The sequence below is a fragment of the Streptomyces sp. DSM 41931 genome (genome assembly GCF_050271085.1).
GTDB classification, from domain to species: domain Bacteria; phylum Actinomycetota; class Actinomycetes; order Streptomycetales; family Streptomycetaceae; genus Streptomyces; species Streptomyces albogriseolus.
In genome coordinates, this window is sequence record NZ_CP189902.1 from 397,505 (window position 1) to 423,092 (window position 25,588).

General features: G+C 76.2%; 21 protein-coding genes. 11 read left to right on the top strand and 10 right to left on the bottom strand.

All coding sequences use genetic code 11. From position 1 onward, the window contains the following. Positions 1-4: 4 nt before the first annotated feature. From ACP7TJ_RS01915 to ACP7TJ_RS01930, 4 genes are all read right to left on the bottom strand, one after another. Positions 5-601: an Rv1733c family protein gene (locus tag ACP7TJ_RS01915; protein ID WP_167744302.1), complete on the bottom strand. Its 597-nt coding sequence runs from the start codon at positions 599-601 to the stop codon at positions 5-7. A gap of 170 nt (positions 602-771) precedes the next feature. Continuing rightward, positions 772-1,845 (bottom strand): zinc-dependent alcohol dehydrogenase family protein, encoded by a 1,074-nt coding sequence (locus tag ACP7TJ_RS01920; RefSeq protein ID WP_093769860.1) that lies wholly within the window; start codon positions 1,843-1,845, stop codon positions 772-774. 225 nt (positions 1,846-2,070) lie between these two features. Further along, positions 2,071-6,396 carry a cation-translocating P-type ATPase gene (locus ACP7TJ_RS01925; RefSeq protein ID WP_093769861.1) on the bottom strand — a complete coding sequence of 1,442 codons (4,326 nt, stop codon included), beginning with the start codon at positions 6,394-6,396 and terminating at the stop codon, positions 2,071-2,073. A 19-nt stretch (positions 6,397-6,415) separates the two neighbouring features. After that, complete coding sequence (locus ACP7TJ_RS01930; protein ID WP_427761863.1) at positions 6,416-6,976, bottom strand: hypothetical protein; 561 nt, start codon at positions 6,974-6,976, stop codon at positions 6,416-6,418. A gap of 597 nt (positions 6,977-7,573) precedes the next feature. Here ACP7TJ_RS01930 and ACP7TJ_RS01935 point away from each other — a divergent pair. The 5 genes from ACP7TJ_RS01935 to ACP7TJ_RS01955 all read left to right on the top strand — a co-directional run bounded on the left by ACP7TJ_RS01935 (position 7,574) and on the right by ACP7TJ_RS01955 (position 12,727). Then, complete coding sequence (locus ACP7TJ_RS01935) at positions 7,574-8,266, top strand: nucleotidyltransferase family protein (protein ID WP_093769863.1); 693 nt, start codon at positions 7,574-7,576, stop codon at positions 8,264-8,266. A gap of 23 nt (positions 8,267-8,289) precedes the next feature. Then, positions 8,290-8,574, top strand: a complete 285-nt coding sequence (locus ACP7TJ_RS01940; RefSeq protein WP_093769864.1) for a BON domain-containing protein — start codon at positions 8,290-8,292, stop codon at positions 8,572-8,574. Beyond that, positions 8,571-9,332, top strand: a complete 762-nt coding sequence (locus tag ACP7TJ_RS01945) for a metallophosphoesterase family protein (RefSeq protein WP_167744305.1) — start codon at positions 8,571-8,573, stop codon at positions 9,330-9,332. Before ACP7TJ_RS01940 ends, ACP7TJ_RS01945 begins: the two co-directional genes overlap by 4 nt. 201 nt (positions 9,333-9,533) lie before the next feature. Next, positions 9,534-11,201, top strand: a complete 1,668-nt coding sequence (locus tag ACP7TJ_RS01950; RefSeq protein WP_167744306.1) for an alkaline phosphatase D family protein — start codon at positions 9,534-9,536, stop codon at positions 11,199-11,201. Positions 11,202-11,356: 155 nt separating this feature from the next. Further along, complete coding sequence (locus tag ACP7TJ_RS01955; protein ID WP_093769867.1) at positions 11,357-12,727, top strand: trypsin-like serine protease; 1,371 nt, start codon at positions 11,357-11,359, stop codon at positions 12,725-12,727. Between the two features lie 78 nt (positions 12,728-12,805). Here the strand turns inward: ACP7TJ_RS01955 and ACP7TJ_RS01960 are convergent, their stop codons facing one another. The 6 genes from ACP7TJ_RS01960 to ACP7TJ_RS01985 form a co-directional block, all read right to left on the bottom strand. After that, complete coding sequence (locus ACP7TJ_RS01960; RefSeq protein WP_370162553.1) at positions 12,806-13,891, bottom strand: serine hydrolase domain-containing protein; 1,086 nt, start codon at positions 13,889-13,891, stop codon at positions 12,806-12,808. Next, positions 13,888-14,805 carry a DUF6895 family protein gene (locus tag ACP7TJ_RS01965; RefSeq protein ID WP_266394758.1) on the bottom strand — a complete coding sequence of 306 codons (918 nt, stop codon included), beginning with the start codon at positions 14,803-14,805 and terminating at the stop codon, positions 13,888-13,890. The genes ACP7TJ_RS01960 and ACP7TJ_RS01965 overlap by 4 nt, the downstream gene beginning before the upstream one ends. Further along, positions 14,802-15,776: a DUF6895 family protein gene (locus tag ACP7TJ_RS01970; RefSeq protein ID WP_189911588.1), complete on the bottom strand. Its 975-nt coding sequence runs from the start codon at positions 15,774-15,776 to the stop codon at positions 14,802-14,804. Before ACP7TJ_RS01970 ends, ACP7TJ_RS01965 begins: the two co-directional genes overlap by 4 nt. Beyond that, complete coding sequence (locus ACP7TJ_RS01975) at positions 15,773-16,468, bottom strand: hypothetical protein (protein WP_189911589.1); 696 nt, start codon at positions 16,466-16,468, stop codon at positions 15,773-15,775. Before ACP7TJ_RS01975 ends, ACP7TJ_RS01970 begins: the two co-directional genes overlap by 4 nt. 22 nt (positions 16,469-16,490) lie before the next feature. Further along, complete coding sequence (locus ACP7TJ_RS01980) at positions 16,491-16,679, bottom strand: hypothetical protein (protein WP_093769872.1); 189 nt, start codon at positions 16,677-16,679, stop codon at positions 16,491-16,493. 73 nt (positions 16,680-16,752) lie between these two features. Continuing rightward, a complete protein-coding gene (locus ACP7TJ_RS01985) occupies positions 16,753-18,066 on the bottom strand; it encodes a cytochrome P450 (protein WP_427761865.1) in 1,314 nt (437 codons plus the stop codon). Positions 18,067-18,208: 142 nt separating this feature from the next. On the opposite strand from ACP7TJ_RS01985, the gene ACP7TJ_RS01990 reads away from it, so the two are divergent. From ACP7TJ_RS01990 to rfaE2, 6 genes are all read left to right on the top strand, one after another. Then, positions 18,209-19,174, top strand: coding sequence for an NAD-dependent epimerase/dehydratase family protein (locus ACP7TJ_RS01990; RefSeq protein ID WP_093769873.1), 966 nt, complete (start codon positions 18,209-18,211; stop codon positions 19,172-19,174). 73 nt (positions 19,175-19,247) lie between these two features. Continuing rightward, positions 19,248-20,927, top strand: coding sequence for a carbamoyltransferase family protein (locus ACP7TJ_RS01995; protein WP_376725226.1), 1,680 nt, complete (start codon positions 19,248-19,250; stop codon positions 20,925-20,927). Further along, entirely contained in the window at positions 20,924-21,985 is a 1,062-nt protein-coding gene (locus ACP7TJ_RS02000; protein WP_367549685.1) for a glycosyltransferase family 2 protein, read from the top strand. Before ACP7TJ_RS01995 ends, ACP7TJ_RS02000 begins: the two co-directional genes overlap by 4 nt. 141 nt (positions 21,986-22,126) lie before the next feature. Continuing rightward, the gene (locus ACP7TJ_RS02005) at positions 22,127-23,374 is read left to right on the top strand and encodes a glycosyltransferase (RefSeq protein ID WP_093769876.1); all 1,248 of its coding nucleotides are present in this window, start codon (positions 22,127-22,129) and stop codon (positions 23,372-23,374) included. Positions 23,375-23,465: 91 nt separating this feature from the next. Continuing rightward, positions 23,466-24,092: a D-sedoheptulose-7-phosphate isomerase gene (locus tag ACP7TJ_RS02010; RefSeq protein ID WP_189911593.1), complete on the top strand. Its 627-nt coding sequence runs from the start codon at positions 23,466-23,468 to the stop codon at positions 24,090-24,092. After that, on the top strand, positions 24,089-25,504 hold the full coding sequence (gene rfaE2, locus ACP7TJ_RS02015) for a D-glycero-beta-D-manno-heptose 1-phosphate adenylyltransferase (protein ID WP_189911594.1): 1,416 nt from the start codon (positions 24,089-24,091) through the stop codon (positions 25,502-25,504). The genes ACP7TJ_RS02010 and rfaE2 overlap by 4 nt, the downstream gene beginning before the upstream one ends. Positions 25,505-25,588: the final 84 nt, after the last annotated feature.

Genomic DNA, 25,588 nt, shown 5'->3' on the forward strand with positions numbered 1-25,588 from the left:
GGGATCAGCCGGTCATCCGCCTGCGCCACGACGGCTCGACCTGGCGCCACTCGGCCTCCCAGAGGTCCAGGCGGCGCAGCCGCAGCCGGGCCCGGGCGATCCATCCGCAGAGCAGCACCATGCCCCCCGTGACGAAGAACACCGTGATGCCGGACATGACGATCTGGAAGTGCGCCTCGGCGCCCTCGGGCGGCGCGGACACGAGGCGGCCGTCCCCGTCGGTGTGGACGGTGACCTGGTCGCCCTTCTCGCTGTCCGCGGGGACCTCGGCGCGTCCGGTGTGGCGGCTGCCGTCGGAAGCGGTCCAGCGCACCTCGGCCCAGACGCCGCCGTCGCCGTTCTCGGACACGGGCGCGGGGGCCGCGTCGCGCGCGTTCTCGACCAGCACGGCCGGGACCGTGCTGGTGCGTGCGCGGCGGTCGTCGAGCGACGCGCCGACCGCGCCGGCCGCCGCCAGCCCCGCGAACCCCGAGAGGACCAGGGCGAGGACGGCCGTGGCGATCAGCAGCCAGGCCTCGGCGACGTCGCTGCGGCGGCACAGCGGATTGTCCCGCCATCGCCACCAGGGCACCGTGTGCCTCGCACCATGCGTCGTCGCCATGGGAGGTCACCTCCTCGCGCGGGTGCCGACCGCGCCACCACCTCCAGGGTGACCCGTTCTCCCCCGGCCCGCACGGGCGGAACGGCCCTTTTCGCGGACCGGTCCGGCCATTGCTTCCCGGGCCGGTGCGGCAGGGCGGGACGGCCGGGTCCCGCCGCCCCGCCCCGCGGTCAGACCGTCGGATGCACCGGGACGACCTCGTGCTGCGGGACGCCGAGGACGACCTTGAGCGCGCCCGTCTCGGCGGCGTTCGCGAACACGTCGTACGCCTCCTGCATCTGGTCCAGGGCGAAGGTGTGGGAGACCAGTCGGCGGGTGGGCAGCCGGCCGGCCGCGGCCATCCGCAGCAGGGTGGGCGTGGAGTGCGTGTCGACGAGGCCGGTGGTGATGGTGACGTTCTTGATCCACAGGTCCTCGAGGTGCAGCGTGGCGGGCGCGCCGTGCACGCCGACGTTGGCGACGTGCCCGCCGGGGCGCACCACCCGGGTGCACAGTTCGAAGGTCTCCGGCACGCCGACCGCCTCGATCACCACGTCCGCGCCGAGTTCCCCGGTGAGGTCCCCGACCAGCTGCTCGGGACTCTCGCTCGCGTCGGCCACCGCGTCGGCGCCGAACTCCTTCGCCGCCTGGAGCCGGGACGCCGCCAGGTCCACCGCGACCACGCGCTCGGGACCGAACAGCTTGGCCGTGGCGATCGCGGCCAGCCCGACCGGTCCGGCGCCGACCACGACGACGGTGTCCCCGGGCCGCACCCGTCCGTTGAGCACGCCCACCTCGTAGGCGGTCGGGAAGATGTCCGCCAGCAGCACCGCGTCCTCGTCGGCGAGGCCGCCGGGCAGCGGGTACACCGACAGGTCGGCGAAGGGCACCCGTACGTACTCGGCCTGGGTGCCGTCGATCAGGTGGCCGAGGATCCAGCCTCCGCCGCCCCGGCACTGCCCGTACATGCCCTCGCGGCAGAAACGGCAGCGCCCGCACGCGGTGATGCAGGAGACCAGGACCCGGTCGCCGGGCCGTACGGTGCGGACGTCGGCGCCCGTCTCGACCACCTCGCCGACCGCCTCGTGCCCGAGGACGGTCCCGGGGCGCACCTCGGGCACGTCGCCCTTGAGGATGTGCAGGTCCGTCCCGCAGATGGTGACGGCGTCGACGCGGACGATGACGTCGCCGGGCTCCCGGATCTCCGGGTCGGGGACCTCCTCCCAGGCGGACTCCCCGGGACCGTGGAAGACGTAACCCTTCATGCCGATCCTTACCCTTCTCGCTGAGCGGCGGGCCCCGGCGCCGGGCGCACGCACCCCGCCTGCGTCGGCGGAGCCGGGGTGTCCGGAACCGCCCTGCACTTCCAGTGTGTGCACGGTTCGCCCGTTCTGCCGACACGGGCGTCCTTCTGCCGAGGGCGGGGGTGGACACCGGCCTGGCCCACAGGGCTGCGGTCCTGGTGGCCGCGCCTCGCGGGGACCTCCGGCTCAGGCGACCGGGCGGGCGATGCCCGTGTGGAGCAGGTGGCGGGTGTGGCGGGCGGAGTCGGCCAGGCGCAGGGTGAGGCGGGTGGCGAGGTCGTACAGGCGGTGTACGGCGGCGAGGCGTTCCAGGCGGGGGGCGAGCGCGGACAGGGTGATGGCGAGGGCGACGCCCGCCCAGGCGACCGGGCCCAGCGGGACGCAGCCGAAGAAGTGGCTGACGCCGGGCGTCTGCACCAGCGCGGCCAGCACCGCGGCGGAGCCCAGCGCGGTCACCCACACCAGGGTGCTGTGGCGGCGTCCGGAAAGGGTCTGCACCAGTTGCGCGCCGACCACCCCGCACAGCGCCATGGTGGTGGAGCGGCGCTCGGTGCCGGGGGTGAACCGGCCGATCAGATACGCCGTGACCGCGCCCAGACAGGTGGTGACGCCGCGCCGCCGGATGGAGCGCAGCAGCGGCGTGCCGAGCACGTCGAGGCCCATCGGGCCGGTCGCGGCGTGCGCCGCCGTGGACGGGTCGGAGCTCGGCGTCACCGCCACGGCCATGGCCGGGAACATGTCGGTGAGCAGGTTGACCAGCAGCAGCTGGCGGGTGGACAGCGGCGAGGAGCCGGCGAGCAGGGTGCCGAGCACGCTGAAGCCGACCTCGCCCGCGTTGCCGCCGATGAGGATGCTCACCGCGTCGGCCACGCTGCGCCACAGCGCCCGGCCCTCGGCGAAGGCGTCCACCAGGACGGAGAGATCGCCGCCGGTGAGGACGATGTCGGCGGCGTTGCGGGCGGCGGCGGAGCCGCGGGCCTCGATGCCGACCCCCACGTCGGCGGCGCGGATGGCGGCGGCGTCGTTGGCCCCGTCGCCGGCCATCGCGACCACCCGGCCGGCCTGCTGCAAGGCCTCCACGACGTGCAGCTTCTGCTCGGGCGCCACGCGGGCGACGACCCCGGCGCCGTGCAGGGCGCGGACCCGTTCGGCGCGGCCCATGGCGACCAGGTCGTCCCCGGTGACCACCTGGGTCTCCTCGGGCCAGCCCAGTTGCAGGGCGATGGCGCGGGCGGTCTCCGGATGGTCGCCGGTGAGCATCACGGGCAGGATGCCGGACTTCCGCAAGGAGGTGAGGAGTTCCTGCGAGGTGTCGCGGGGCACGTCCGCCAGGGCGACGAACCCGACGAGTTCCAGTCCGGTGAGGCCGGCCTGCACCTCCGCCTCCGGGTCGGAGCCCTCGTACCGGCGGCGGGCGACGGCGAGGACGCGCAGTCCCTGCCCGGCAAGGGTGTGGGCGGTGCCGGACGCCTCCTCGGGCAGGTCCGCGCAGGCGGGCAGCACCGTCTCGGGGGCGCCCTTGACGACGAGATACGCGCCGTCCTCGCCGTCCCGGCCGACGGCCGCCGCGTAGCCGCGGCTGGCCTCGAAGGCCAGCTCGCCGTCCGGGGTCCACGCCTCGTCCGGCGGGGCCGCGTCCAGCACCGCCTCGTCGGTGGCGTGCGCGACCTTGCGGCCCTCGGCGGTCTCCTCCTGGGGGCAGGCGCGCGCGGCCATCCGTACGACCGGCACGGCCCGTGCGTCGTCAGGGGACAGGACGGCGCCGTCGGCGGTGGCGGCCCGCACCAGGCGGAGGCGGTTCTCGGTGAGGGTGCCGGTCTTGTCGAAGCACATGGTGTCGACCCGGCCGAGCGCCTCCAGGGTGCGCGGGGTGCGCACCAGCACGCCCCGGCGGGACAGACGGCGGGCGGCGGCCATCTGGGCGACGGTCGCGACCAGCGGCAGCCCCTCGGGCACGGCGGCGACGGCCACGGCGACCCCGCCGCTGACGGCGCGCCGCAGCGGGCTGCCCCGCAGCAGGGACAGGCCGGTCACCAGCGCGCCGCCGGTGAGCGTGACGGGCAGCGCCTTGCGGGTCAGCTCCTGCAGCCGGGCCTGCACACCGGCGGGCGGCGGGGTGCGGGAGGCGAGGGCGACGGCGCGGCCCGCCTCGGTGTGGTCGCCGGTGTCCACCACCAGCGCCTCGGCCCGACCGGCCACCACGGTGGTGCCCTCGAACACCATGCAGGTCCGCCGCGCCACCGGCGCGCCCGGCGTCGGACCGATGTCCTTGGCCACCGGCAGCGACTCGCCGGTGAGCGACGACTCGTCGACCTCCAGCCCCTCGGCGCTCAGCAGGCGGGCGTCCGCCGGTACGACGTCGCCGGCGATGAGGTCGATATGGTCGCCCGGCCGCAGCCGTGTCGCGTCGACGGTGACGGTGCGGCGGTGGGTGACGTGGCGTCGCGCGCGGGGCTGCTGCCGGGCGGCCAGCCGGGCGAGGGCCCGTTCGGCGCGCAGCCGCTGGAGGCCGCCCGCGACCGCGTTGAGGTCCATCGCGCCGACCACGAGCAGGGCGTCCACCAGTGAGCCGAGCAGCGCCGAGGCGACCGCGCCGGTGGCCAGGACCGGGGTGAGCGGGTCGTCCAGCTCGCGGCGGACCGCGCCGGCCGCCTCCCAGGTCCAGCGGGCGGGCGCGGCGGCGCCGGTCCCGGCCAGGCGCGCGGCCCGCTGCCGCACGCGGGCGCCGAGCAGGGCGAGCCCGACCGGTTCGGCCTCGGTGCCGGCGTGCCGCAGGAGGGTGCGCGCCTCGTGCGGTTCGAGGGCGTGCCAGGGCACGTGCAGCCGGGGTTCGGGCGGGGCGGCGCGGGCCACGCGGACGGCCTCGGTCCAGCCGGTGAGCAGGGCCCCGGCCGCGGCGACGTTCACCGGGGCGTGGCGGGTGAGCCGCTGCCACACACGGCCGCCGGGGGTGCCGCCGCGGGCCACCAGCAGCCCGGAGAGGGCGGCGCCCGCGCGGGCCAGGGTCTGCGAACGGCGGCCGACGCGCTGGGCCGCCGGGATGGCGGTGAGCAGCCGCCAGACGTCCGCGAGTCCGCCCGGGGCGAGGGCGTCGGCGCCCCACGGGACCGCCGAGCGGCCGTCGGTGAGGGCGATCGCCACGTCCCCCGCGGGCAGCCCGTCCGCGACGTCCCGGTCCCCGCCGGCGGGTACCCGGGCCACGCTGACGACGATGTGCCCGTCCTGCTGGAGGGCGCGGACGGCGTCGCCGAACGGCAGGTCGGCGGGGGCGACCTCGTCGGCGAGGCGGGTGATGTCCTTCAGCTCGGAGCCGCCGGTGACGACGACGTGCAGCCCGGCCCGGCGGGCCGCGTCGAGCACCGCCTCCGCCCACGGGTGCACGGGGTCGTGGTACGGCGCGGGCTCCTCGTCCTCGGCCGGGGGCAGGGCGCGCAGAGCGCCGGCGTGCAGCACCAGCGAGTCGGCGATCTCCAGCTGGCGCAGCCGGTCCCCGCCGCGCACCAGCACGCCGGTCCTGGCGAGTTCGGTGCCCAGCACGGAGTTGAAGGCGGCGGGACCGTAGCGCGCGGCTTTCGGCGAGCCCGCGAGGACGGCCTCGGCGGCCTCGCCGGTGTCGTGGGTGACGAGGAAGGTGGCGGCGGCCCCGGCCACGCTGCCGGTGCCGGCGTTGGCCGCGTACGCCTGCGCCGGGGTCACGCGCAGGGGCGGGCGGATGCCCGGTACGGGCGGGACGCTGGTGCGCCGCTCGTGGCACACGTCGTCGTGGATCGCCTCGAAGGCGGCGGCACGGGCCGTCGCCTCGGTGAGCTGCCCGGCGCGCAGCAGCCCGTCGAGCAGCAGCGACGCCGGGGACTGGGCGGCGCCGTGCGCGGCGGCGTTGGCGGCGGCGAGCAGCAGCTCCATGCGGCTGCCGCCGAACCGCTCGCGCAGCCGGGCGCGGAAGCGGGGGTTCTCCCGGAGCAGGGTGACGAGGGCGGTGACCGCCTTGGGGCTGCGCGGCAGGCGCAGCGACCGGCCCGCGAGGGCGCCGGCCGCACCGGCGGCGTCCAGCAGCAGCGCGGCGGCGGCGACCCGCACCTCGCGCGGGTCGCCGGGGTGCGTGGTGCCGGCCTCGGGCACGGGGCCGGCGTCCTCGGTGAGCCCGAGGCGCTCGGCGGCCTCGACGGCCCGCTCGGCGACGCGGTCGCCGGCCGCGTCGGTCACGGCCGTCACCACGAGCCGGGCCAGCCCCTCGTCCCAGTACGCGGCCACGACGTCGGGGTGCTCCAGCAGCTCGGCGGCGGCCCTGCGGGCGAGGGGGCCGACGGAGGCGTCGGGGTGGCGCAGTGCGAGGTGCACGCGGTGGCCGGCCCGCCAGTGGCGGTCGGTGCCGAGGGCGTTGCGGGCGACGTGCGTCAGCCGGCGCGTGGTGACGTGGACGGACGCCACGCCGCGGACGGTCCCGCGGGCCGCCCCTGCGGCGGCCCCCGCCACGGCCCCGGCGAGCGGGGCGACGTCGAGCAGTGCGAGCATGCCTGATCCCGTGCCCGGCTCAGCCGGAGCGCCGGGCGTGACCCGGCCGCCCGGAGGAGTCGTCGTGCCCGGCCGCCGCGGCGACCTTCCGCAACGCGGACGCGGTGCCTTCGTCGCCGACCTTGGCGGGCTGTACGCGCGGTGCGGGGTGGTGACGGCTGGGGGTGAGACGGTCGCCCGGGCCGGTGTCACGGGTCTCGTGGGCGCCGCCGGCGGAGTCGCCGCCCGCCGGGACCACGCCCTCGCGGGTCGCCGCGGCCCACGCCTCGTCCTCGGCGGCGGGGGCGGGGGCGGCCGGCGCGCCGTCGGCGGTCTCCCGTTCGTCCCGCGGTTTGGTCAGCCACGCGACCGCCGCGCCCGTGAGGGCGACGGGCCACTCCACGAGGCCGGTGACGCCGAGGACGCCCGCACCGGTGTAGACGGCGATGCGGCGGCCGCGCGGGGACACCGCGCCGAGGGTGTCGAGGGCGGCGCCCGCCGCCCGGCCGACCTGTTCGGCGCCCGGCAGCCGCCGCAGGTGCGAGACGGCGGCCCGCAGGGGCTGCGGAAGCTCCGACGCACGCGAGGTGTCCTGCTCCATGTCGACCTCCACCACCGGACACACGTGTCCGCTTCAAGGACCTTTCACCCCATCGTCGGCCGGGAGCGGCCCGCGCGCCGCCCGGGTACGCCCGAAGCGGTCGTCCGGCCGCGCGGTTCCCCGCGTCCCCGGGGGACTGCCGGACGCGGCGGCGTGTGCTGGGCGGGGGTCCATGGGCGGCCGCGGGGCGTCGGGGGCCGGCCGCGCAGTTCCCCGCGCCCCTGGAGGCCCGCCGGACGCTGCGGCGTGTGCCGGGCGGGCGTCCATCGGCGGCCGCAGGGCGTCGGGGGCCGGCCGCGCAGTTCCCCGCGCCCCCAACCGGGGGACTGCCGGACGCGGCGGCGTATGCCGGGCGGGGAGCCATCGGCGGCCGCAGCGCGTCGAGGGCTGGCCGCGCAGTTCCCCGCGCCCCCGAAAGCCCGCCGGACGCGGCGGCGTATGCCGGGCGGGGGGGGGGCCATCGGCGGCCGCGGGACGTCGGGGGCCGGCCGGGTGGGCCGGTGTGTGTTGTTGCTCCGGCGCCGGTCCCGGCCCGTGTCGGAACGGGCGCGCCGGGTACCAGGAACACGCACACCAGGTCTCGTGGAAGGAGTGGTCATGACGGAGGACGGCGAGGACACCGCGCGGACGCGGCGCCCGGGGACACCGGATCTCCGTCTGGCCTCCGATGTTCCCGGTGAGGCGCCGCCGCTCGACGTGCGGGCCGAGCCGCCGCTCGGTCCCGACGGCGAGGCGGACCTGCCCCGCGACCGCAACCAGGCCATCCTGGAGGCGGCCAAGCAGGTGGGCGCCGTGCTGAAGCGGGGCGGGCATCTCTTCGCGCTGGCGGGCAGCGTCGCCGTGCACGCCCACGGCGGCAGCGGCAATCTCCAGCACGACGTGGACTTCTGCGTCCGCCCGGAGGACGCGGGCCCGGTCGCCGCCACGCTGCGGGACGCCGGGCTGATCGTCTACAGCCCGCCCGAGGACTGGCTGATCAAGGCGACCTGCTTCGGGCAGGACGTCGACGTCATCTTCGAGCTGGCGCACCGGCCGGTCTCCGAGGAGATGCTGCGCCGCGCGCAGGAACTCCCCGTGGAGTCGGTCCGTATGCCGGTCCTCGCGCCGACCGACCTGCTCACCGGTCTGATCGCCGCGTTCTCCGAGCACCACTGCGACTTCGGCGCCGTCCTGCCCATCGCCCGCGCCCTGCGCGAGAAGGTCGACTGGGAGCAGGTGCGGCGCGACTGCGGCGACGCGCCCATGCCCGCCGCGTTCTTCTTCCTGCTGGAACGCCTGAACGTCATCTGACCCGCCCGTGGAAGGGAATCCCCATGAACACCCACGACGCCGGTCCGGCGGGCGGCGCCCCGCCCGCGGGTCCCGAGTACCGCGTCGCCCACTTCCAGGACCGTCTCGCCTCCGGCGAGCTGGGCGAGCTCGGCGTGCACGCCGAGGTCCGCGGCGGGGCCGTCCTGGTCACCGGGACCGTGCCGTCGGCCCGCTGCCGCGACGACGTCCTGGAGGTGGTGCGCGAGGAGCTCGGCGGGCTCGACGTGCACTGCGACGTCGTCGTGAGCGAGTCCTCGTCCCCCGACCACGCGGAGGAGCTGTCATGATCCGGGTCGCCGCCGTCGGGGACATCCACATGGGGCCCGACACCCGGGGCGTGCTGCGCCCCGCCTTCGACACCCTGCCCGACTGCGCGGATCTGCTGCTGCTGGCCGGCGACCTCACCCGGCACGGCACGACGGACGAGGCGCGGGTGGTCGCCGACGAGATCCGCGGCCTCGGGGTGCCGGTGGTGGCGGTGCTGGGCAACCACGACCACCACGACGACCGTCAGGACGAGGTGTCCGAGCTGCTGCGGGAGGCGGGCGCGCACGTCCTGGAGGGCGAGGCGACGGTCCTGTCCGTCGGGGACGCGCGGGTGGGGGTGGCCGGCACCAAGGGCTTCGGCGGCGGGTTCGTCGGGGCGAGCGCCGGGGAGTTCGGCGAGCCGGTGATGAAGGAGTTCGTCCGGGTCTCCCGCCGCTGTGCCGACGGTCTGCGCACCGCGCTGGAGCGGCTGGCGGAGGAGGACTGCGACGTGCGGATCGCGCTCACCCACTACTCCCCCGTGCCGGAGACCCTGGCAGGAGAGCCGCCGGAGATCTACCCGTTCCTGGGGAGCTATCTGCTGGCCGAGGCGATCGACACGGCCGGCGCCGACCTCGCCGTGCACGGGCACGCGCACGCCGGCAGCGAGCACGGCATGACCACCGGCGGCGTCAAGGTGCGCAACGTCGCCCAGCCGGTCATCGGACGGGCCTTCCACGTGTACCACCTGCCGCTGCGCGAGCGGGTGGGCGCGGACGCCCGGGCGTCCGCCGGCTGATCCGTCCCCGGTCCCTGAAGCGCCGCCGGTCCTACCGGCGGCGCTTTCGTGTGCGCCCTTCCCCGTACCGCCTGTGGTGTGAACGTCCCGCACGGCATACATCTGACGAGCATTTCGTCTGCCTAGCATGCGGATCTCCGTGTCCGCGGCCCCGCCTGCCCGCGGCTGCCGTCCACCCCGCCCCGTACGAGAGGACACCAGATGGCGCTGCCGGGCCGCACCGGACGACCTGCCTCCGCGCTCGCCCCCACCTCGCACGAGGCCGAACTGCGCACCGCCGCCCGCCTTGTGTCACGCCGTCGCTTCCTGACCGTCACCGCCGCGGCAGCCGCCCTCGCCTTCTCCACCGGCCTCCCGGCGCGCGGCGCGTTCGCCGCGCCCCGGCTCGACACGGCGCGCATCACCGAGGACCCGTTCACCCTCGGCGTCGCCTCCGGCGACCCGCTGCCGGACTCGGTGCTGATCTGGACCCGGCTCGCCCCGGCGCCGTTCACGCCGGACGGCGGTCTGGGGCAGCAGCGGGTGGAGGTGGCCTGGGAGGTCGCGCTCGACGCGTCCTTCGCCCTGGTGGTCCGCACCGGCACCGCCCTCGCCCACCCCGAGTACGCGCACAGCGTCCGCGTCGACGTACGGGGCCTCGCCCCGGCGACGACCTACCACTACCGCTTCCGCACCGGCGCCTGGATCAGCCCCCCGGGCCGTACCCGCACGGCGCCCGCCGCCGGCGACGACGTGACGCGGCTGCGGCTGGCCGCGGTCGCCTGCCAGGCGTACCACGACGGCTACTACACCGTGCACCGGCATCTGGCGCGGGAGGACGTCGACGTGGTGTTCCACCTCGGCGACTACCTCTACGAGTACGCCGTCGACTCCGCCGGCGGAGCCCGGGGTTACACGGACCGGGTACTGCCGTCCGTGTTCAACCGGGAGACGGCGACCCTCGCGGACTACCGGATGCGGTACGCGCTCTACAAGAGCGACCCGGACCTGCGGGCCGCGCACGCCGCGCATCCCTTCGTCGTCACCTGGGACGACCACGAGACGGAGAACAACTACGCGGCCGAGCACGACGAGAACGGCAGCGACCCCGCGCTGTTCCTGGCCCGCCGGGCCGCCGCCTACCGCGCCTACTGGGAGAACCAGCCGCTGCGCGCGGGACAGCTCCCCGACGGGCCCGACGCCCAGCTGTACCGCCGCCTGCACTGGGGCACCCTCGCCCAGTTCGACGTCCTCGACACCCGCCAGTACCGCTCCGACCAGGCCTACGACGACAACCCGCACGTGCCGGGACCGGAGTCGGACGACCCTGCGCGCACCCTCACCGGGGACGCCCAGGAGCGCTGGCTGCTCGACGGATGGGCGTCCTCCGCCGCGCTGTGGAACGTGATGCCCCAGCAGGTGTGCTTCTCTCAGCGCCGGCTGGACCTCAACGCCGAGGCCAAGCTGTCCATGGACTCCTGGGACGGCTACCGCGCGAGCCGCGGCCGGCTCGTCGCCGGGGCGAAGGCGGCCGGCGTCGACAACTGGCTGGTGCTCACCGGCGACGTCCACGTGGCCTACGCCTTCGACATCAAGGACGACTTCGACGACCCCGCCTCCGCCACCGTCGGCACGGAACTCACCTGCACCTCCGTCGCCAGCGGCCGCGACGGGACCGAGCGCCCGGCCAACTGGGACACCTACATGAAGGCCAACCCGCACCTGCGGTTCTACGACGGCCGGCGCGGCTACCTGCGGGTGGAGCTGAACCGGGAGAACGCCCGCGCCGACTTCCGGACCGTGTCCGCGGTGACCACGCCGGGCGCGGAGGTGTCCACGGCGGCCTCCTTCGTGACGGAGGCCGGCGCGCCCGGTCCGACGCCCGTGTGACGTCACCCGTCCGATCCCGCCCGCCTACTGCACACGGGGCCCGTCGCGGTATCGAACGTGCGAATTCCGGCGTGTCCTGACATTCCATCGGGTGGACCGGGCAAGGACACGGTCTCCGCGACAGCTACGTCGCCCAACGAACGGAGACGTACCGAATGGTCCTCAGACACGCCCGGACCGCGCGCCGCTCGGCGCTCGTGGCTCTCGGCGCCCTCGTTCTCGCCGGACTCCCCTGCGCCGCGGCGGCCGACGCCTCCCCCGCCGGGGGGCCCGCGCCCGGGGCGGCCCAGACCCTCGGCGCCGACCGGCCCTCCCCCCATCTGCTCAGCGCCCTCCAGCGCGACCTGAAGCTCGACGAGGAGCAGGCGTCCGCGCGCCTGGTCAACGAGGCCGAGGCGGGCACCCGCGCCGGCCGGCTGCGCATCGTGCTGGGCGAGCGGTACGCGGGCGCCTGGCTGCGGGGCGCGACCGCCGACGAGCTGACGGTGGCGACCACCGACGCCGAGGACGTGGCGGCCATCGAGGCCGAGGGCGCCACCGCGCAGGTGGTCGAGCGGCCCCTGGCGGCGCTGCAGACGGCGAAGGAGAAGCTGGACGCGGCGGCCGGCCGCGTCTCCACCCTCGACACGCCCGTCTGGTACGTCGACGTGGTGAGGAACCAGGTCGTGGTGCAGGCCGTCGACCAGGCCGCGGGCACCGCCTTCGTGGAGGCCGCGGGCGTGGCGGGCGAGGACGTCGGCATCCGTCTGGCGCCCGAACGGCCCCGGCTGCTGCAGGACATCACCGGCGGCGACGCGTACTACATCAACGACTCGGCCCGCTGCTCCGTCGGCTTCTCCGTCACCAAGGGCGCTCAGGGCGGCTTCGTGACGGCCGGCCACTGCGGCCGGGCGGGCGCGACCACCACCGGCTACGACCGCACCGCGCAGGGCACCTTCCAGGCATCCGAGTTCCCCGGGCGGGACATGGCGTGGGTGGCCGTCCAGAGCCAGTGGACGCCGACGCCCGACGTGAAGGCGGCGGACGGCCAGGAGGTCCAGGTCACCGGCTCGGCGCAGGCGCTCGTCGGGGCGTCGGTGTGCCGCTCCGGCTCCACCACGGGCTGGCACTGCGGAGTGATCGAGCAGCACAACGCGAGCGTCCGCTACCCGGAGGGCACGGTCAACGGGCTGACCCGGACGACGGTGTGCGCGGAACCGGGCGACTCCGGCGGTCCGTACGTGGCGGGCGCGCAGGCGCAGGGCGTCACCTCCGGCGGCTCCGGGAACTGCACCAGCGGCGGCACCACGTTCTACCAGCCGGTCAACCCGATCCTCTCCGAGCACGGGCTGACCCTGACCACGGCGGCCGCGCAGGCCGCGCCCCAGGAGCAGGCGGGCGGAGCCCAGGCGTGGACCGCCGGCCGGGTCTACGAGACGGGCGCCGTCGTCACCCGCGACGGGGTGACGTACCAGTGCCTGCAGACCCACCAGGCGCAGGGCGCGTGGGCGCCCGCCGGGACGCCGGCGCTCTGGCAGCGGCTGTGACCCGGTGACCGATGCGGCGCCGGCGGCAGCCCTCTCCGAGGCTGCCGCCGGCGCCGCATCGTTCCGTGTGAAGCCGCGCTACTCCTCCGCCAGCAGGGCGTAGGCCGTGGCCACGAAGGGATCGTGGCGGCGGAAGCGGCGGGTGCAGACGGCGGCCAGGGCGGTGCCGGTGTCGGGCCGGAAACCGAGGAAGGCCTGCTGGCCGGGGGTGGCCCCGGCGTGGAAGTAGAGGGGTCCGCCGTCCGTCGGGTGACGGAACCAGGCGACGGTGTGCACGTGCCGGTGCCCGGGTCCGCGGCGGAGCACGGGGGTGCGTACCGCGTGCAGCGCACCGGCCAGCGGGGGGCACCGGGCGGGGTCGAGATGGGCCTCGAGGAAGGTGAGCAGGTCGTGCGGGGTGGCCCGGACGGCGCCCGCCGCCTGGAAGCCGCCGGCGTCGAAGGGAGGCATGGCCGTGGCGCCGTCCTTGCCGTGCCCGGTGGCGTCGGCGCCGCCGGTGCCGGGCCGCAGGGCGGTGTCGCGGAGGGCGAGGGGTCGCAGCAGCCGGTCGGCCGTCAGGTCCGGCCACGGGGTTTCGGTGGCGGCGGCCAGGGCGTGACCGAGCACGGCGACACCGAAGTTGGAGTAACGCCAGCGGGTGCCGGGGCGGTGGCGGGGGTGATGGCGCAGGAAGGCGTCGATCACGCGCGCGTCGGGGTAGCGGGCGTAGGGGTTGGTGTGCCAGGCGGGCAGCGCACGGGCGCGGAAGCCGGCCGGGAGGCGCGGCAGCCCGGCGGTGTGGGTCATCAGGTGGACGAGCGTCGCCGGAGCCGGTCCGACGGGCCGGCCGCCGTCCAGCAGGGTGAGGGCCGGTTCGCCGCCGGAGAGCCGGCCGCTGTCCATCAGCTGGGCGAGCAGCAGTCCGGTGAACGTCTTGGTGGCCGAGCCGATCTCGTAGCGGAGGGTGTCGCGCGGGCGCCGTGAGGGCGCAGCGGTGCCGCCGGTGCGTACGGTGCGACGGCCGTGCCGGGACACGGCGAAGACGACGTCGGGCGCGTCGGCCGCGGCGACGGCGTCGCCCAGCCGTTCGTACAGGCGCTCGTCGGCGCGGGAGTCCGCCCGGTGTGCGGGGGTCTCGTCGTCGGCCGGGAGGCCGGGCCAGGGTGTGCGGTGCGTCGTCGTCATGAGGCGCGGGCCAGTGCGGTGAGGGCCCGGGAGGTGGCCAGGACGGAGGCGAAGGCGGCGACCAGCGTCGAGTGGTAGACGATGTCGAACACCGCTTCCTCGTCGCCCTCGGGCATCGTGCGGATCGCGGGCATGGCGCCGTCCGGCTGCTGGGCGGCGGCGAAGGCGCGCCAGGCGGGCTCGTCGAGGGTGGGGCGGGGCAGACAGGCGTCGACCACGAGGAGTTCGCCGAGCAGATCCCAGCGCCGCAGGTCCAGCCAGTCGTCGATCCACGCCGGAAGCCAGGTGGCGAGGTAGTCGGCGATGTCCGGGGGCAGCCCGTCGGGGTTCTCGCCCCAGTCGGTCAGATGGAACACGCAGTGTGTGATGTCGTAGGCGATGTGGCCCTCGACGGTCCACGGTTCGGGGGTGCGGGCCAGCCAGGTGGCACGCAGCGCCTCGGACTCGGAGGGCCGGGGGCTGAGCCCGAAGCGGCGCTGGAACGCGGAGATGGCCAGCCGGCGGTTGGGGCGCGTCTCGAAGGCCTGCCAGCTGTCGAGGCGGTGGTTGAGCACGACGGCCCGTTCCATCTCGGGCTGGCTGTAACCGAGTTCACGGAAGGGCAGATAGACCTCGAACGGAATGGGGGAGATCGGTTCGGTGCGCTGTCCGCGCACCAGCATGCGTCCGCCGTCCAGGGTGTCGCGCCAGGCGTGGTCGATCAGGCGGCGGGCCAGTTCCGCCTGGCGGGAGCCGGCGACTCCCTCGCGGAACAGCACGGAGCAGATGAGAGCGAGTTCACCGACGGGTTTGAAGCGCTCCAGAAACCCCACCTCCGGGTCCACGTCGGGCTCCAGCCGGAAGCCGTCGCGGTGGGCCCAGAGCCATTCCAGGGCTCCGGCTCCGACGGTGTGGATCAGGCGTGTGTCGGTCATGCCGGCGCTCCTTGTCGGCCGTGCCGCCCCTCCGGGCCGGCGGACGCGCCGGCCGGGTGCGCGGTGGTCAGTACGGCCGCGAAGGCGGCCAGCAGGGTCGAGTGGTAGTGGTGGGTGAAGTACCGCCCGGGGTCGCGGGCCTCGCCGTCCCCGGTCTCGCGGCCCTCTTCGCGGATCGCGCCCGTGGGGTCCTGAGCGGCCCTCAGGCGTTGCCAGGCGTCCGGCGGGACGACGTCGTCCAGCGGGTGGGGCAGGGTCGCGGCCACGGCCAGCAACTCGCCGGCCAGGTCCCACGACTGCGCGTCCAGACAGGTGTCCAGCCAGGGCGGCAGCCAGTCGGCCAGATAGCGGGCGAGGTCCGGCGGCAGCGGGTCGTCGGCGCGGCCCCAGTCGGTGAGGTGGAAGACCACATGGGTGAGGGCGTATCCGGCGGCGCGCTCGAAGGTCCAGGGTTCGGGCAGTCCGCCCAGCCAGGTGGTCCGCAGCAGGTGCCGCGCCCGTCCGGGCCGCCGGACGCCGCTGCGCTCCTCGGCCTTCAGCACGCCGAGCCGCCGGGTCGGGTCCTGTTCGGTGAACTGCCAGCCCCGGGAGCGGGCGACCACGGCGGCGCCCTCCTCGTAGGCGGGGTGGCGGAACCCGGCCGAGGCGAAGGCCGCGTACACCTCCAGCGGGTAGGTGGCGAACGGCTCCAGCCGTTGCAGCAGCGGGAACAGCTCGCCCTCACGGGTCTGCCGCCAGGCGAATTCCAGCAGCGCGACCGCCCGGGTGTGCAGAGGGTCGGCCGGGGTGGTACGGCGGGTCACCGTCGCGCAGACCTGGGCCAGTTCACCGAGCGGCTTCCAGGTGCCGTCCACCCGGCCGTCGGCGGCCAGCGCGTCCTCGCCGAGTGCGAAGCCGGCGCGGTGGGCGGACACCCAGGCGAGGGCATCCTCGGCGACCTGCCGGACGTCATCGGTGCCGGCGGCGGTCACACGAGTGCTCCGGTCCGCATCAGCCGTGCCGCCTGGACGTGCAGGGCGACGAGCGGGTCGTCACCGCTCATCAACTCCACGAAGTCCAGTCCGGACTCGAGGCCGAGGGTGTCCGGGACGCCGGGCAGCAGGGTCAGCCAGCGGCCGGCTCCGGCGGCCTGCCGCCAGTCCCGGCGGCGCACCGCCCGGACGAACCCACGGGCGACGTCGACGGGCCGGCGCCCGGCCGCGCGGCTCACCGCGCAGTCCCCGGCGGGCACCGCCAGCGGGGCCAGTACGGCGAGTTGATGGGTGAGCGACTGCCACTCCGCCTCGTCGAGCCAGGCGGTTCCGGGTTCGTCCGAAGGCCCGGACGCGAAGGAGGGGTCGATCCGGCGGAGGGCACGTGCCATGCCCCAGTGACTCCACCGGACGGTGGGCGCGGCGTCCTCGCGGGGCGGGTACGCCTCGACCGCCTTGCGGAACACCGCCACGTCCCCCGGGTCGGGCGGCGTGCGCAGCAGAAGGCAAGGCAGCATCGCGTCCGCGCCCAGGACGCGTACGGCGGCGAGCGTGAGCTCTCCCGCTCCCCCGTCGGTGGCGGCCGGGAGGACCACGCGGGTGTGGCCCCCGCCCCGAAGGGCGGAGACCACACCGGAAGCGAGGTCCTGCACCGCGCCCTTCAGGAGGGCGGAAGTGCCTGACTGCTCCATAGGACTGCTCCCGTCGATCCGTTCAGCCCTTCTTCGGGCGCGGGGTCGGCGGCGACAGCAGAACCCCTCCGGAACCGCCGGCCAGGGCCAGCGCGGCGCACTCGCGGCTGTCGCGGTACACACCGTCGGTCTCGGCCGGGTCGAGCGCCGCCTCGATGTCGGCGCTCTGGATTCCGGTGAGTTCCTCGATGACGTTCTGGTCGGGACGCATGACACCATCTCCCTGAGGTGTAGCGAGTACCTTCCCTTCCAGACTCACCCATATCGGACAAATCACGCCACTTTTACGGAACTTGTTTTCCCCTTTCCCCCTCTCGCCCCGGTGCCGCGGCACCGCGGGAGGAGGCCGCCCGGCCGGCGGCCGGGCGTAGCCCCGCAAGGAGGACCCCGCTGTGCGGACGCGTGGGGACGCGGTTCAGCGGGATCGTCAGATTCTGCTGCGGCACGGCGTACTCCATTCGGGCGAGACGCCCCGCGAGGGTCTCCAACACGCCGACGGTGAGGCCCTCTCCGGGGCAGCGGTGGCCCGTCGCCGGATCGCCGCCGCCCTGCGGGATCAGTTCGTCGCGCCCGACGGCCCGTTCGAGGAAGCGGCGCGGCCTGAACGTGTACGGGTCGCCCCACAGCGTCTCGTCGTGGTTCTGGCCGTACACGTCGAGCACCACCAGACCTCCTTCGGGCACCCAGGCGCCCCGCCAGAACAGGTCACGGGCCGCGAGACCGCCGAGGAACGGCACGAACGGGTAGAAGCGGCGCACCTCGTGCGCGAACGCCGTCCCGAACGCCACGTCCCCCCGCGCGAGCGGCGCCCGGTTCTCCGGCCGGCGGTGCAGGGCGTGCGTGGCGAAGGCGACGAACCAGGCGAGGGCGGTGGTCGGGCGCAGCACGTTGAGCAGTTCGACGGCGGCCGTCTTCTCGTCCAGCGGCTCCCCGCCCGCGTCCGTGTGCGCGCAGACCCGCTCCAGCACCGAGCCGGCGGGCGCGGCGACCTGTCCGGCACGGACGTCGCGGACCAGGCGCGCCAGCCGCTCCTCCTGGCGGCCGCGGGCGCGCCGGGCCCGCAGATGGCGCGGTCCCGCGGTGGCGAAGCCGTCCACCATCGCGGTCATGTCCCGCGCGGCCGCCCCCGCCCCGGCGTCGTCCAGGGGCACGCCCGCCCAGCGGTGGACGCCGCGGGTGAGCACGGTGGCCGCCTCGTCGAACAGCACGATCGACGCGCGGCGGCCCCACTCCGGTACGGCCTCGTCCCAGGCGTCGGAGACGTGCTCGGCGAGTCCCGCCACGGCGGCGGGCTCCAGCAGCGGCAGGAACAGCTCCTTGCGGGCCCGGTGGGCCGCGCCGTCGAGGGTGTGCACGGCCTCGTGGCCGAAGAGGGTGCCGAGGACCGGCTCGGGGATGGCGCGGTGCCGGTGCACGTTCCGTTCGTCGTAGAAAAAGCGGACCGCCTCGGGTCCGCGCAGGGCGAGGGCGGGGCGGCCCATGATCCGGGTGCGGACCACGGAGCCGGACGCCTCGCGCATCCGGTTGGGGAGCCAGGCGTACCCCTCGGCGAGGAGCGGCAGGGTGCGGTCGATCAGAGGGCGGCTGAGTACGTCCATGGCGAGCGGGTGCCCTCAGGCCCTGCCCGGACACCCCGCGCGGCCCCCGCCCCGCCGGTGCCGGTGGTGTCACGCTCCGTAGTTCACTCGATCGCACCAGGCGACCGTGCCGTCCGCCGCTGTGCGGGTGAGGGTGTGGGGCATGAGTAGCCCCATATCCCGGAAGTGGGAGCACGCCGTCGTGACCGGCGGCGCCGGATTCGTCGGCTCCCATCTGTGCAAGGCCCTGCTCGACGCGGGCGCCGCCGTGACCTGCGTGGACGATCTCAGCACCGGACGGCCCGAGAACGTCGCCCCGCTGCTCGACCGGCCGGGGTTCACCCTGGTGCAGGCCGACGTGGCCCAGGAGCTGCCGGTGCGCCGGCGGCCCGACCTGGTGCTGCACTTCGCCTCCCCCGCGTCCCCCGCGGACTACCTGCGGCTGCCGCTGCACACCATGGAGACGGGCAGCGCCGGCACCCGCAACGCCCTGACGCTCGCCCATGAGTCGGAGGCCCGGTTCGTGCTGGCGTCGACGTCGGAGGTGTACGGCGACCCGCAGCAGAACCCGCAGGACGAGCGGTACTGGGGCAACGTCAACCCGGTCGGCCCGCGCAGCGTGTACGACGAGGCCAAGCGGTTCGGCGAGGCCCTGACCACCGCGCACGCGGAGACGTACGGCACGGACACCTGCATCGTCCGGCTGTTCAACACGTACGGCCCCGGCATGCGCGGCCACGACGGCCGGGCGGTGCCCACCTTCGTGCGGCAGGCGCTGGCCGGTGAGCCGCTCACCGTGACCGGTGACGGCCGCCAGACCCGTTCGCTGTGCTACGTCGACGACACCGTCGCCGGCATCCTCGCCGCGGCCGCCCACGGCATGCGCGGCCCCGTCAACATCGGCAACCCCGCCGAGATCAGCATGCTCGGCCTGGCCCGCCTGGTGGTGGCCCTGGCGGGTTCCTCCTCCGAGGTGCGCTACATCGAGCGTCCCGTGGACGACCCGGCCGTGCGCTGCCCCGACATCACGCTGGCCCGCGACAAGCTCGGCTGGGAGCCGCGGGTGGGCGCCGAGGAGGGCCTGCGCCGCACGATCGACTGGTTCCGCGCCGAGGCGGCCCGCGGCTGAGCGGCCCGCCCCGCCGGCCCCTGGACCAGGCGGCCGATCCGGCCGCCGCCCCCACGCGAAAGGTCCGTCCGCCATGCGCATCCTCGGCATCAACGCCCTGTTCCACGACCCCGCGGCCGCCCTGGTGATCGACGGCCGTACCGTCGCCGCCGCTGAGGAGGAGCGGTTCTCCCGGCGCAAGCACGGCAAGCGACCGCTGCCCTTCTCCGCCTGGGAGCTGCCCGAGCAGGCCGCCGCCTGGTGCCTGAAACGGGCCGGGCTGCGCCCCCGGGACCTCGACGCGGTCGCCTACTCGTTCGACCCCGCGCTGGCCCGGCCCGCCGACGCGATGGGTCTGGACGACCCCTGGGACCATCTGCGTCTCACCTACGCGCGGGAGGCCCCGCACTTCCTGCGGACCGCGCTGCCCGGCCTGGACCCGGAGACCGTGCGCTTCGTCCCGCACCACATGGCGCACGCCGCGTCCGGCGCGTACGCCGCCCCCGACGCCGACGGCTGCTCCGTGCTGGTGCTGGACGGCCGCGGCGAGCGCGCCTCCCACCTGGCCGCGCGCCGCGTCGGCGGCCGGCTCCAGCCGCTGCGCGCGCAGGACCTCCCGCACTCGCTGGGCCTCGTCTACGAGGAACTGACCGAGCACCTCGGCTTCCTGCGCTCCTCCGACGAGTTCAAGGTGATGGCGCTCGCCTCCCACGGCACGCCGCGCATGCTGCCGGAGCTGCGCCGCTTCGTGTATCCGACCGGCGACGGCGGTTTCCACGCCGCGGGGGTGCCCTGGGCGCAGCTGTGCGCACCGCGCGGCCCGGACGAGCCGTGGACGCAGGACCACGCCGACGTCGCCGCGAGCGCGCAGGCCGTGCTGGAGGAGACGCTGCTCGACCTGGTGCGCTGGCTGCACGGCCGCACCCACGACGCGGTGCTCACCCTCGCCGGGGGCGTGGCGCTGAACTGCGTGGCCAACTCCCGCATCGCGCGGGAGGGTCCGTTCTCCCGGGTGTGGGTGCAGCCCGCGGCCGGCGACGCGGGGACCGCGCTCGGCGGCGCCCTGCTGCTGTCCGCCGGGGCCGGGGACGCACCGGAGCCGATGACGGGCGCCGACCTGGGCCGGGACTGGTCCGACGCGGAGCTGGGCGCGTGGCTGAAGACGGCCGCCGTGCCCTGCGAGAAGCCGGAGGACATCGCCGTCACCGTGGCCCGGACGCTGGCCGACAACGGCATCGTCGCCTGGTTCCAGGGGCGCAGCGAGTACGGCCCCCGGGCGCTCGGCCACCGTTCGCTGCTCGCCCATCCCGGGCACGCGGGGAATCTGGAGCGGCTCAACGACGTGAAGGGCCGCGAGCAGTTCCGGCCGGTCGCGCCGATGGTGCTCGCCGACCGGGCGGCGGAGATCTTCGACGGGCCGCTGCCCAGTCCGTACATGCTGTTCGTGCACGACGTGGCGCCCGCCTGGCGGGACCGCGTGCCCGCCGTGGTGCACGTCGACGGCACCGCCCGCATCCAGACGGTCGACCCGGCGCGCGAGCCGCTGCTGGCGCGGATGCTGCGCGAGTTCGAGCGGCTGACCGGGCTGCCCGTCGTCGTCAACACCAGCCTCAACACGGCGGGCCGCCCCATGGTGGACGACCCGCGCGACGCCCTGGAGTGCTTCGGCTCCTCCCCGGTGGACCTGCTGGCCATCGGCCCGTACGCGGTGCGGCGCGGCGCGCTCTTCCGCACCGGCGACACCGGCGACGCCGGCGAGGAGGTGTCCCGATGACCGGTCCTGCCGCTCCCGCCGGGGAGTACGCGGTGGTGGTGCCGACCCTGGGCCGCCCGTCGCTCGCGGCGTGCCTGCGGGCGCTGGCCGAGTCGGAGGGGCCGCGTCCGGCGCGGGTCGTGCTGGTGGACGACCGCCGGGACCCGGCCGTGCCGCTCACCGCGTCCGTGCCGCCCGCCCTGCGGTCCCGCACCGTCGTGGTGCGCGGCGGGGCGCGGGGCCCGGCCGCCGCCCGCAACGCCGGGTGGCGGGCCGCCGGGGACGCGCCGTGGATCGTCTTCCTCGACGACGACGTGGTGCCGGGACCCGCCTGGGCCGACGACCTCGCCCTCGACCTCGCCGGGGCGAGCGTGGCGACCGCCGGGATCAGCGCTCGCGTCGAGGTGCCGCTGCCCGTGGACCGGGCGCCCACCGACTGGGAGCGCAACGTCGCGGGCCTGGCCGGGGCGCGCTGGATCACCGCCGACATGGCGTACCGGCGCAAGGCGCTGGCGGCCGTCGGCGGCTTCGACGAACGGTTCCGCCGGGCCTTCCGGGAGGACGCGGACCTGGCGCTGCGGGTGCTCGACGCCGGCTGGACGCTCGCGGAGGGACGCCGTACGACCACGCATCCGGTGCGGCCCGCCGACCGGTGGGTCTCCGTGCGGCTCCAGGCGGGCAACGCGGACGACGTGCTGATGACGCGGCTGCACGGGCGGGACTGGTGGCGGCGGGCCGGCGCGCCCCGCGGCCGTCTCCCGCTGCACCTGGCGGTGACCTCGGCCGGGCTCGCGGCGGCGGTGTGCGCGCTGACCGGGCGCCCGCGCGCCGCGTCGGCGTGCGCCGCCGGGTGGCTCGCCGGGACCGCCGAGTTCGCCCTGGCCCGGATCCGGCCCGGTCCGCGCACCCGGGACGAGATCGTCACCATGGCCCTCACCAGCGCGCTCGTCCCGCCGGCCGCGGCCTGGCACTGGCTGCGCGGGCAGGTGCGGCACCGCGTCACGCCCGCCCACCGCCACCCGGCCGTTCCCCCGTCGCCCTCCGCCGCGGCGCCGGCCGGCGAACGGATGCCGACATGACACGCCGGCCCTCCCCGCCGCGGCCCGCGACGGGCCCCGGCGGGCGCCGCGCGCATGCTCCCGGCCGCAGCCGCGGCCGGAACCCGATCCGCGGACGGCGGTGTCGGCACCCCGGCCGCGACCGATCACGGAGGTGAGCCCATGACCGCGGACTTCGCCCCTGTCCCCCCGGGCGTGCTGTCGATCGCGCTCGTCTCGGAACACGCGAGTCCCCTCGCCGCGCTCGGCGGGGTGGACGCCGGAGGCCAGAACGTCCACGTCGCCGCCCTGGCCACGGCGCTCGCCGGCCGCGGACACCGGGTCACGGTCCACACCCGCCGCGACGCACCCGGTCTGCCGGACCGGGTGCGGCTGAGCGAGCGGGTGGAGGTCCACCACGTCACCGCCGGGCCCCCCGAGCCGGTGCCCAAGGACCGGCTGCTGCCGTACATGGACGCGTTCGCGCGCGTGCTCGTCCGGGAGTGGCGGGCCCGCACCCCGGACGTGGTGCACTCCCACTACTGGATGTCCGGGCTGGCCTCGCTGGGCGCGGCCCGGGAGGTGGGCCTGCCGCTGCTGCACACGTTCCACGCGCTGGGCACGGTGAAGCGGCGCCACCAAGGGGACGCCGACACCAGCCCGCCGGAGCGGATCGGCTGCGAGACCGAGGTGGGGCTCGGCTGCGACCGGGTCGTCGCCACCTGCCGTGACGAGGTCGCCGAGCTGGTCCGGATGGGCGTGCCCGCGGACCGGATCGGCGTCGTGCCCTGCGGTGTGGACACCGAGCGGTTCACGCCGGTGGGCCCGCGCTGGGCGCGCGGCCCGTACCGCCACCGGCTGGTGCAGCTGGGGCGGCTGGTGCCGCGCAAGGGGGCGGCCGTGTCGGTGGCCGCGCTGGCCCTGCTGCCCGGAACCGAGCTGCTCGTGGCGGGCGGGCCTCCCGCGGAGCGGCTGGACGACGACCCGGAGGTGCGCCGGCTGCGCGCGGTCGCGCGGGACGCCGGGGTCGCCGACCGGGTGCGGTTCCTGGGCGGGGTGGACGCCGAGCGCGTGCCGGCGCTGCTGCGCTCCGCCGACGTGGTGCTCTGCCCCGCCGACTACGAGCCGTTCGGCATCGTCCCGCTCGAGGCCATGGCCTGCGGCCGTCCCGTGGTGGCCAGCGCGGTCGGCGGCCAGCTCGACACGGTCGCCGACCCGGCCACCGGACGGCTGGTGCCGCCCGGCGACCCCGAGGCTCTGGCCGCCGCCGTGGCGAGCCTGCTCGCCGACCCGGCCGGCCGCGAGGCCTGCGGGGTGGCGGGCCGCCGCCGGGTGCTCGCCCGTTACGGGTGGGCGCGGGTCGCCGCCGCCACGGAGGCGGCCTACTGCGAGGTCCTCGACAGCGAGCCGGCCGTGACCAGGACCGGCTGAACCGCAGGCCCGACCGGGCCGCAGACGTCCGACGTTGGAAGGAGGTGCGGGTGCCGTCGCCGTCCCCCGAGGGCGGCGCGCCCGACACGCCATGACCGAACACCCCGCTCTCGACGCCGCCCGTCTGCACTGCCGGTCCCTCCAGGACGCCCTCGACGGGCTCGGCCGGCACGGTCTGCCGCGGATCGCGGACTGGGGCGGCCGGCTCGCCTCCGTCCTCACCGGCGGCGGCCGGCTGCTGGCCGCGGGCAACGGCGGCAGCGCCGCCCAGGCCCAGCACCTCACCGCCGAGCTGGTCGGCCGCTACCGCAGCGAGCGGCCCGCCTACTCGGCGCTCGCCCTGCACGCGGAGACCTCCAGCGTCACCGCCATCGGCAACGACTACGGCTTCGACCACGTCTACGCCCGTCAGGTGGCCGCGCACGGACGCCCCGGCGACGTGCTGATGCTGCTGTCCACGTCGGGACGCAGCGCCAACCTGATCGCCGCCGCGGTGGCGGCCCGGCGAGCCGGGCTCGGGGTGTGGGCGCTGACCGGTCCCGGCCCCAACCCGCTGATGGAGGCGGCCGACGAGAGCCTGTGCGTGGCGGCGGCCTCGACCGCGACCGTGCAGGAGATCCATCTGGTCGCCGTGCACCTGCTCTGCGAGTGTTTCGACGCCGCCGTGGCCGCGCCACCGGCGCGGACCGTGGCGGCCGTTCCCGGGAGGCTGACATGACCGGACCCGAACCGCTGGTGGTGGTGGGCGACGTCCTGCTCGACGAGGACATCGAAGGGGTCGCCACCCGGCTGGCCCCCGACGCGCCCGCCCCGGTCGTCGACGTCACCGGGGACCACAGGCACCCGGGCGGCGCGGGGCTGGCCGCCGCGCTCGCCGCGCGCGGCGGCCGGGACGTGGTCCTGGTGACCGCGCTCGGCGACGACCCCGCGAGCGAGGCCGTACGGCAGCAGCTCAGCGGGCGGGTACGGCTGCTGGAGCTGCCGCTGCACGGCACGCTGCCGGTGAAGACGCGCGTCCTGGCCGGCGGGCGGCCGCTGGTGCGCATCGACCGGGGCGGGGGGACGCCCGGCGAGCCGGACGAGGCGGTGCGGGAGGCGCTGGCGTGCGCGCACGCCGTCCTCGTCGCCGACTACGGCCGGCACACCGCCGGCGCGGTCCGCCCGCACCTGGAGGAGGCCGCCCGGCGCACCCCGCTGGTGTGGGACCCGCACCCCCGCGGCGAGGCGCCGGTGCCGGGGGCGCGGCTGGTCACCCCCAACGCGGGCGAGGCGATCGCGCTGTGCGCGGGCACGCCCGGCGTGTCGGGCGTGTCGCTGGGCGCCTTCGCCGAGCGCGGCACGGAACTCGCCGAGCGCTGGCGGGCGGCGGGCGTCGCCGTGACGCTCGGCGAGCGGGGTGTGCTGCTGACCCGGCCGGGCGGCGGCACGCCGATGCTGATCCCGGCGCCGTTCCACGCGGACGGCGACCCGTGCGGTGCGGGCGACTGCTTCGCGGCGACGACGGTCGCCGCGCTGGCGGACGGGCTGCTGCCGGAGGAGGCGCTGCAGCGGGCGGTCGCCGAGGCCGCCGCGTTCGTCGCGGCGGGCGGCGCGGGCAACCCGGACCTCTGGCACACGCCGGTCCCCCCGGTCCCGGCGCAGGACCCGGCCGCCGACGCGTTCGAACTGGCGCGGGAGGTACGGGCGCGGGGCGGGACCGTGGTGGCCACGGGCGGCTGCTTCGACCTGGTGCACGCCGGTCACGTGGGCCTGCTGGAGAGCGCGCGGCGGATCGGCGACTGTCTGATCGTGTGCCTGAACTCCGACGACTCCGTCACCCGCCGCAAGGGCCCCGGCCGCCCCCTCACCCCGGCCACGGACCGCGCGAAGGTGCTGGCCGCGCTGGGCAGTGTGGACGCGGTGGTGATCTTCGAGGAGGACACCCCGGAGAGGGTGCTGGAGCGCCTTCGGCCGGATGTGTGGGTGAAGGGCGGGGACTATTCCGTCCAGGATCTGCCCGAGGCGCGGGCGCTGCGGGAGTGGGGTGGGCAGGCGGTGGTCCTGCCGTACCTGGACGGCCACTCGACGACGCTGCTTGCGCGGCGGGCCGCGGACGCGGTTTCGGTGGCTCTGAGGCCGACGGAGGGATGAGCGCCCTGCAGGGGCGCGGGGATCCGTTCGCGCGGTTCTCCGCGCCCCTTCGGGGCGTTTTCCCGCCGTTTCTTCGCAGGGGGC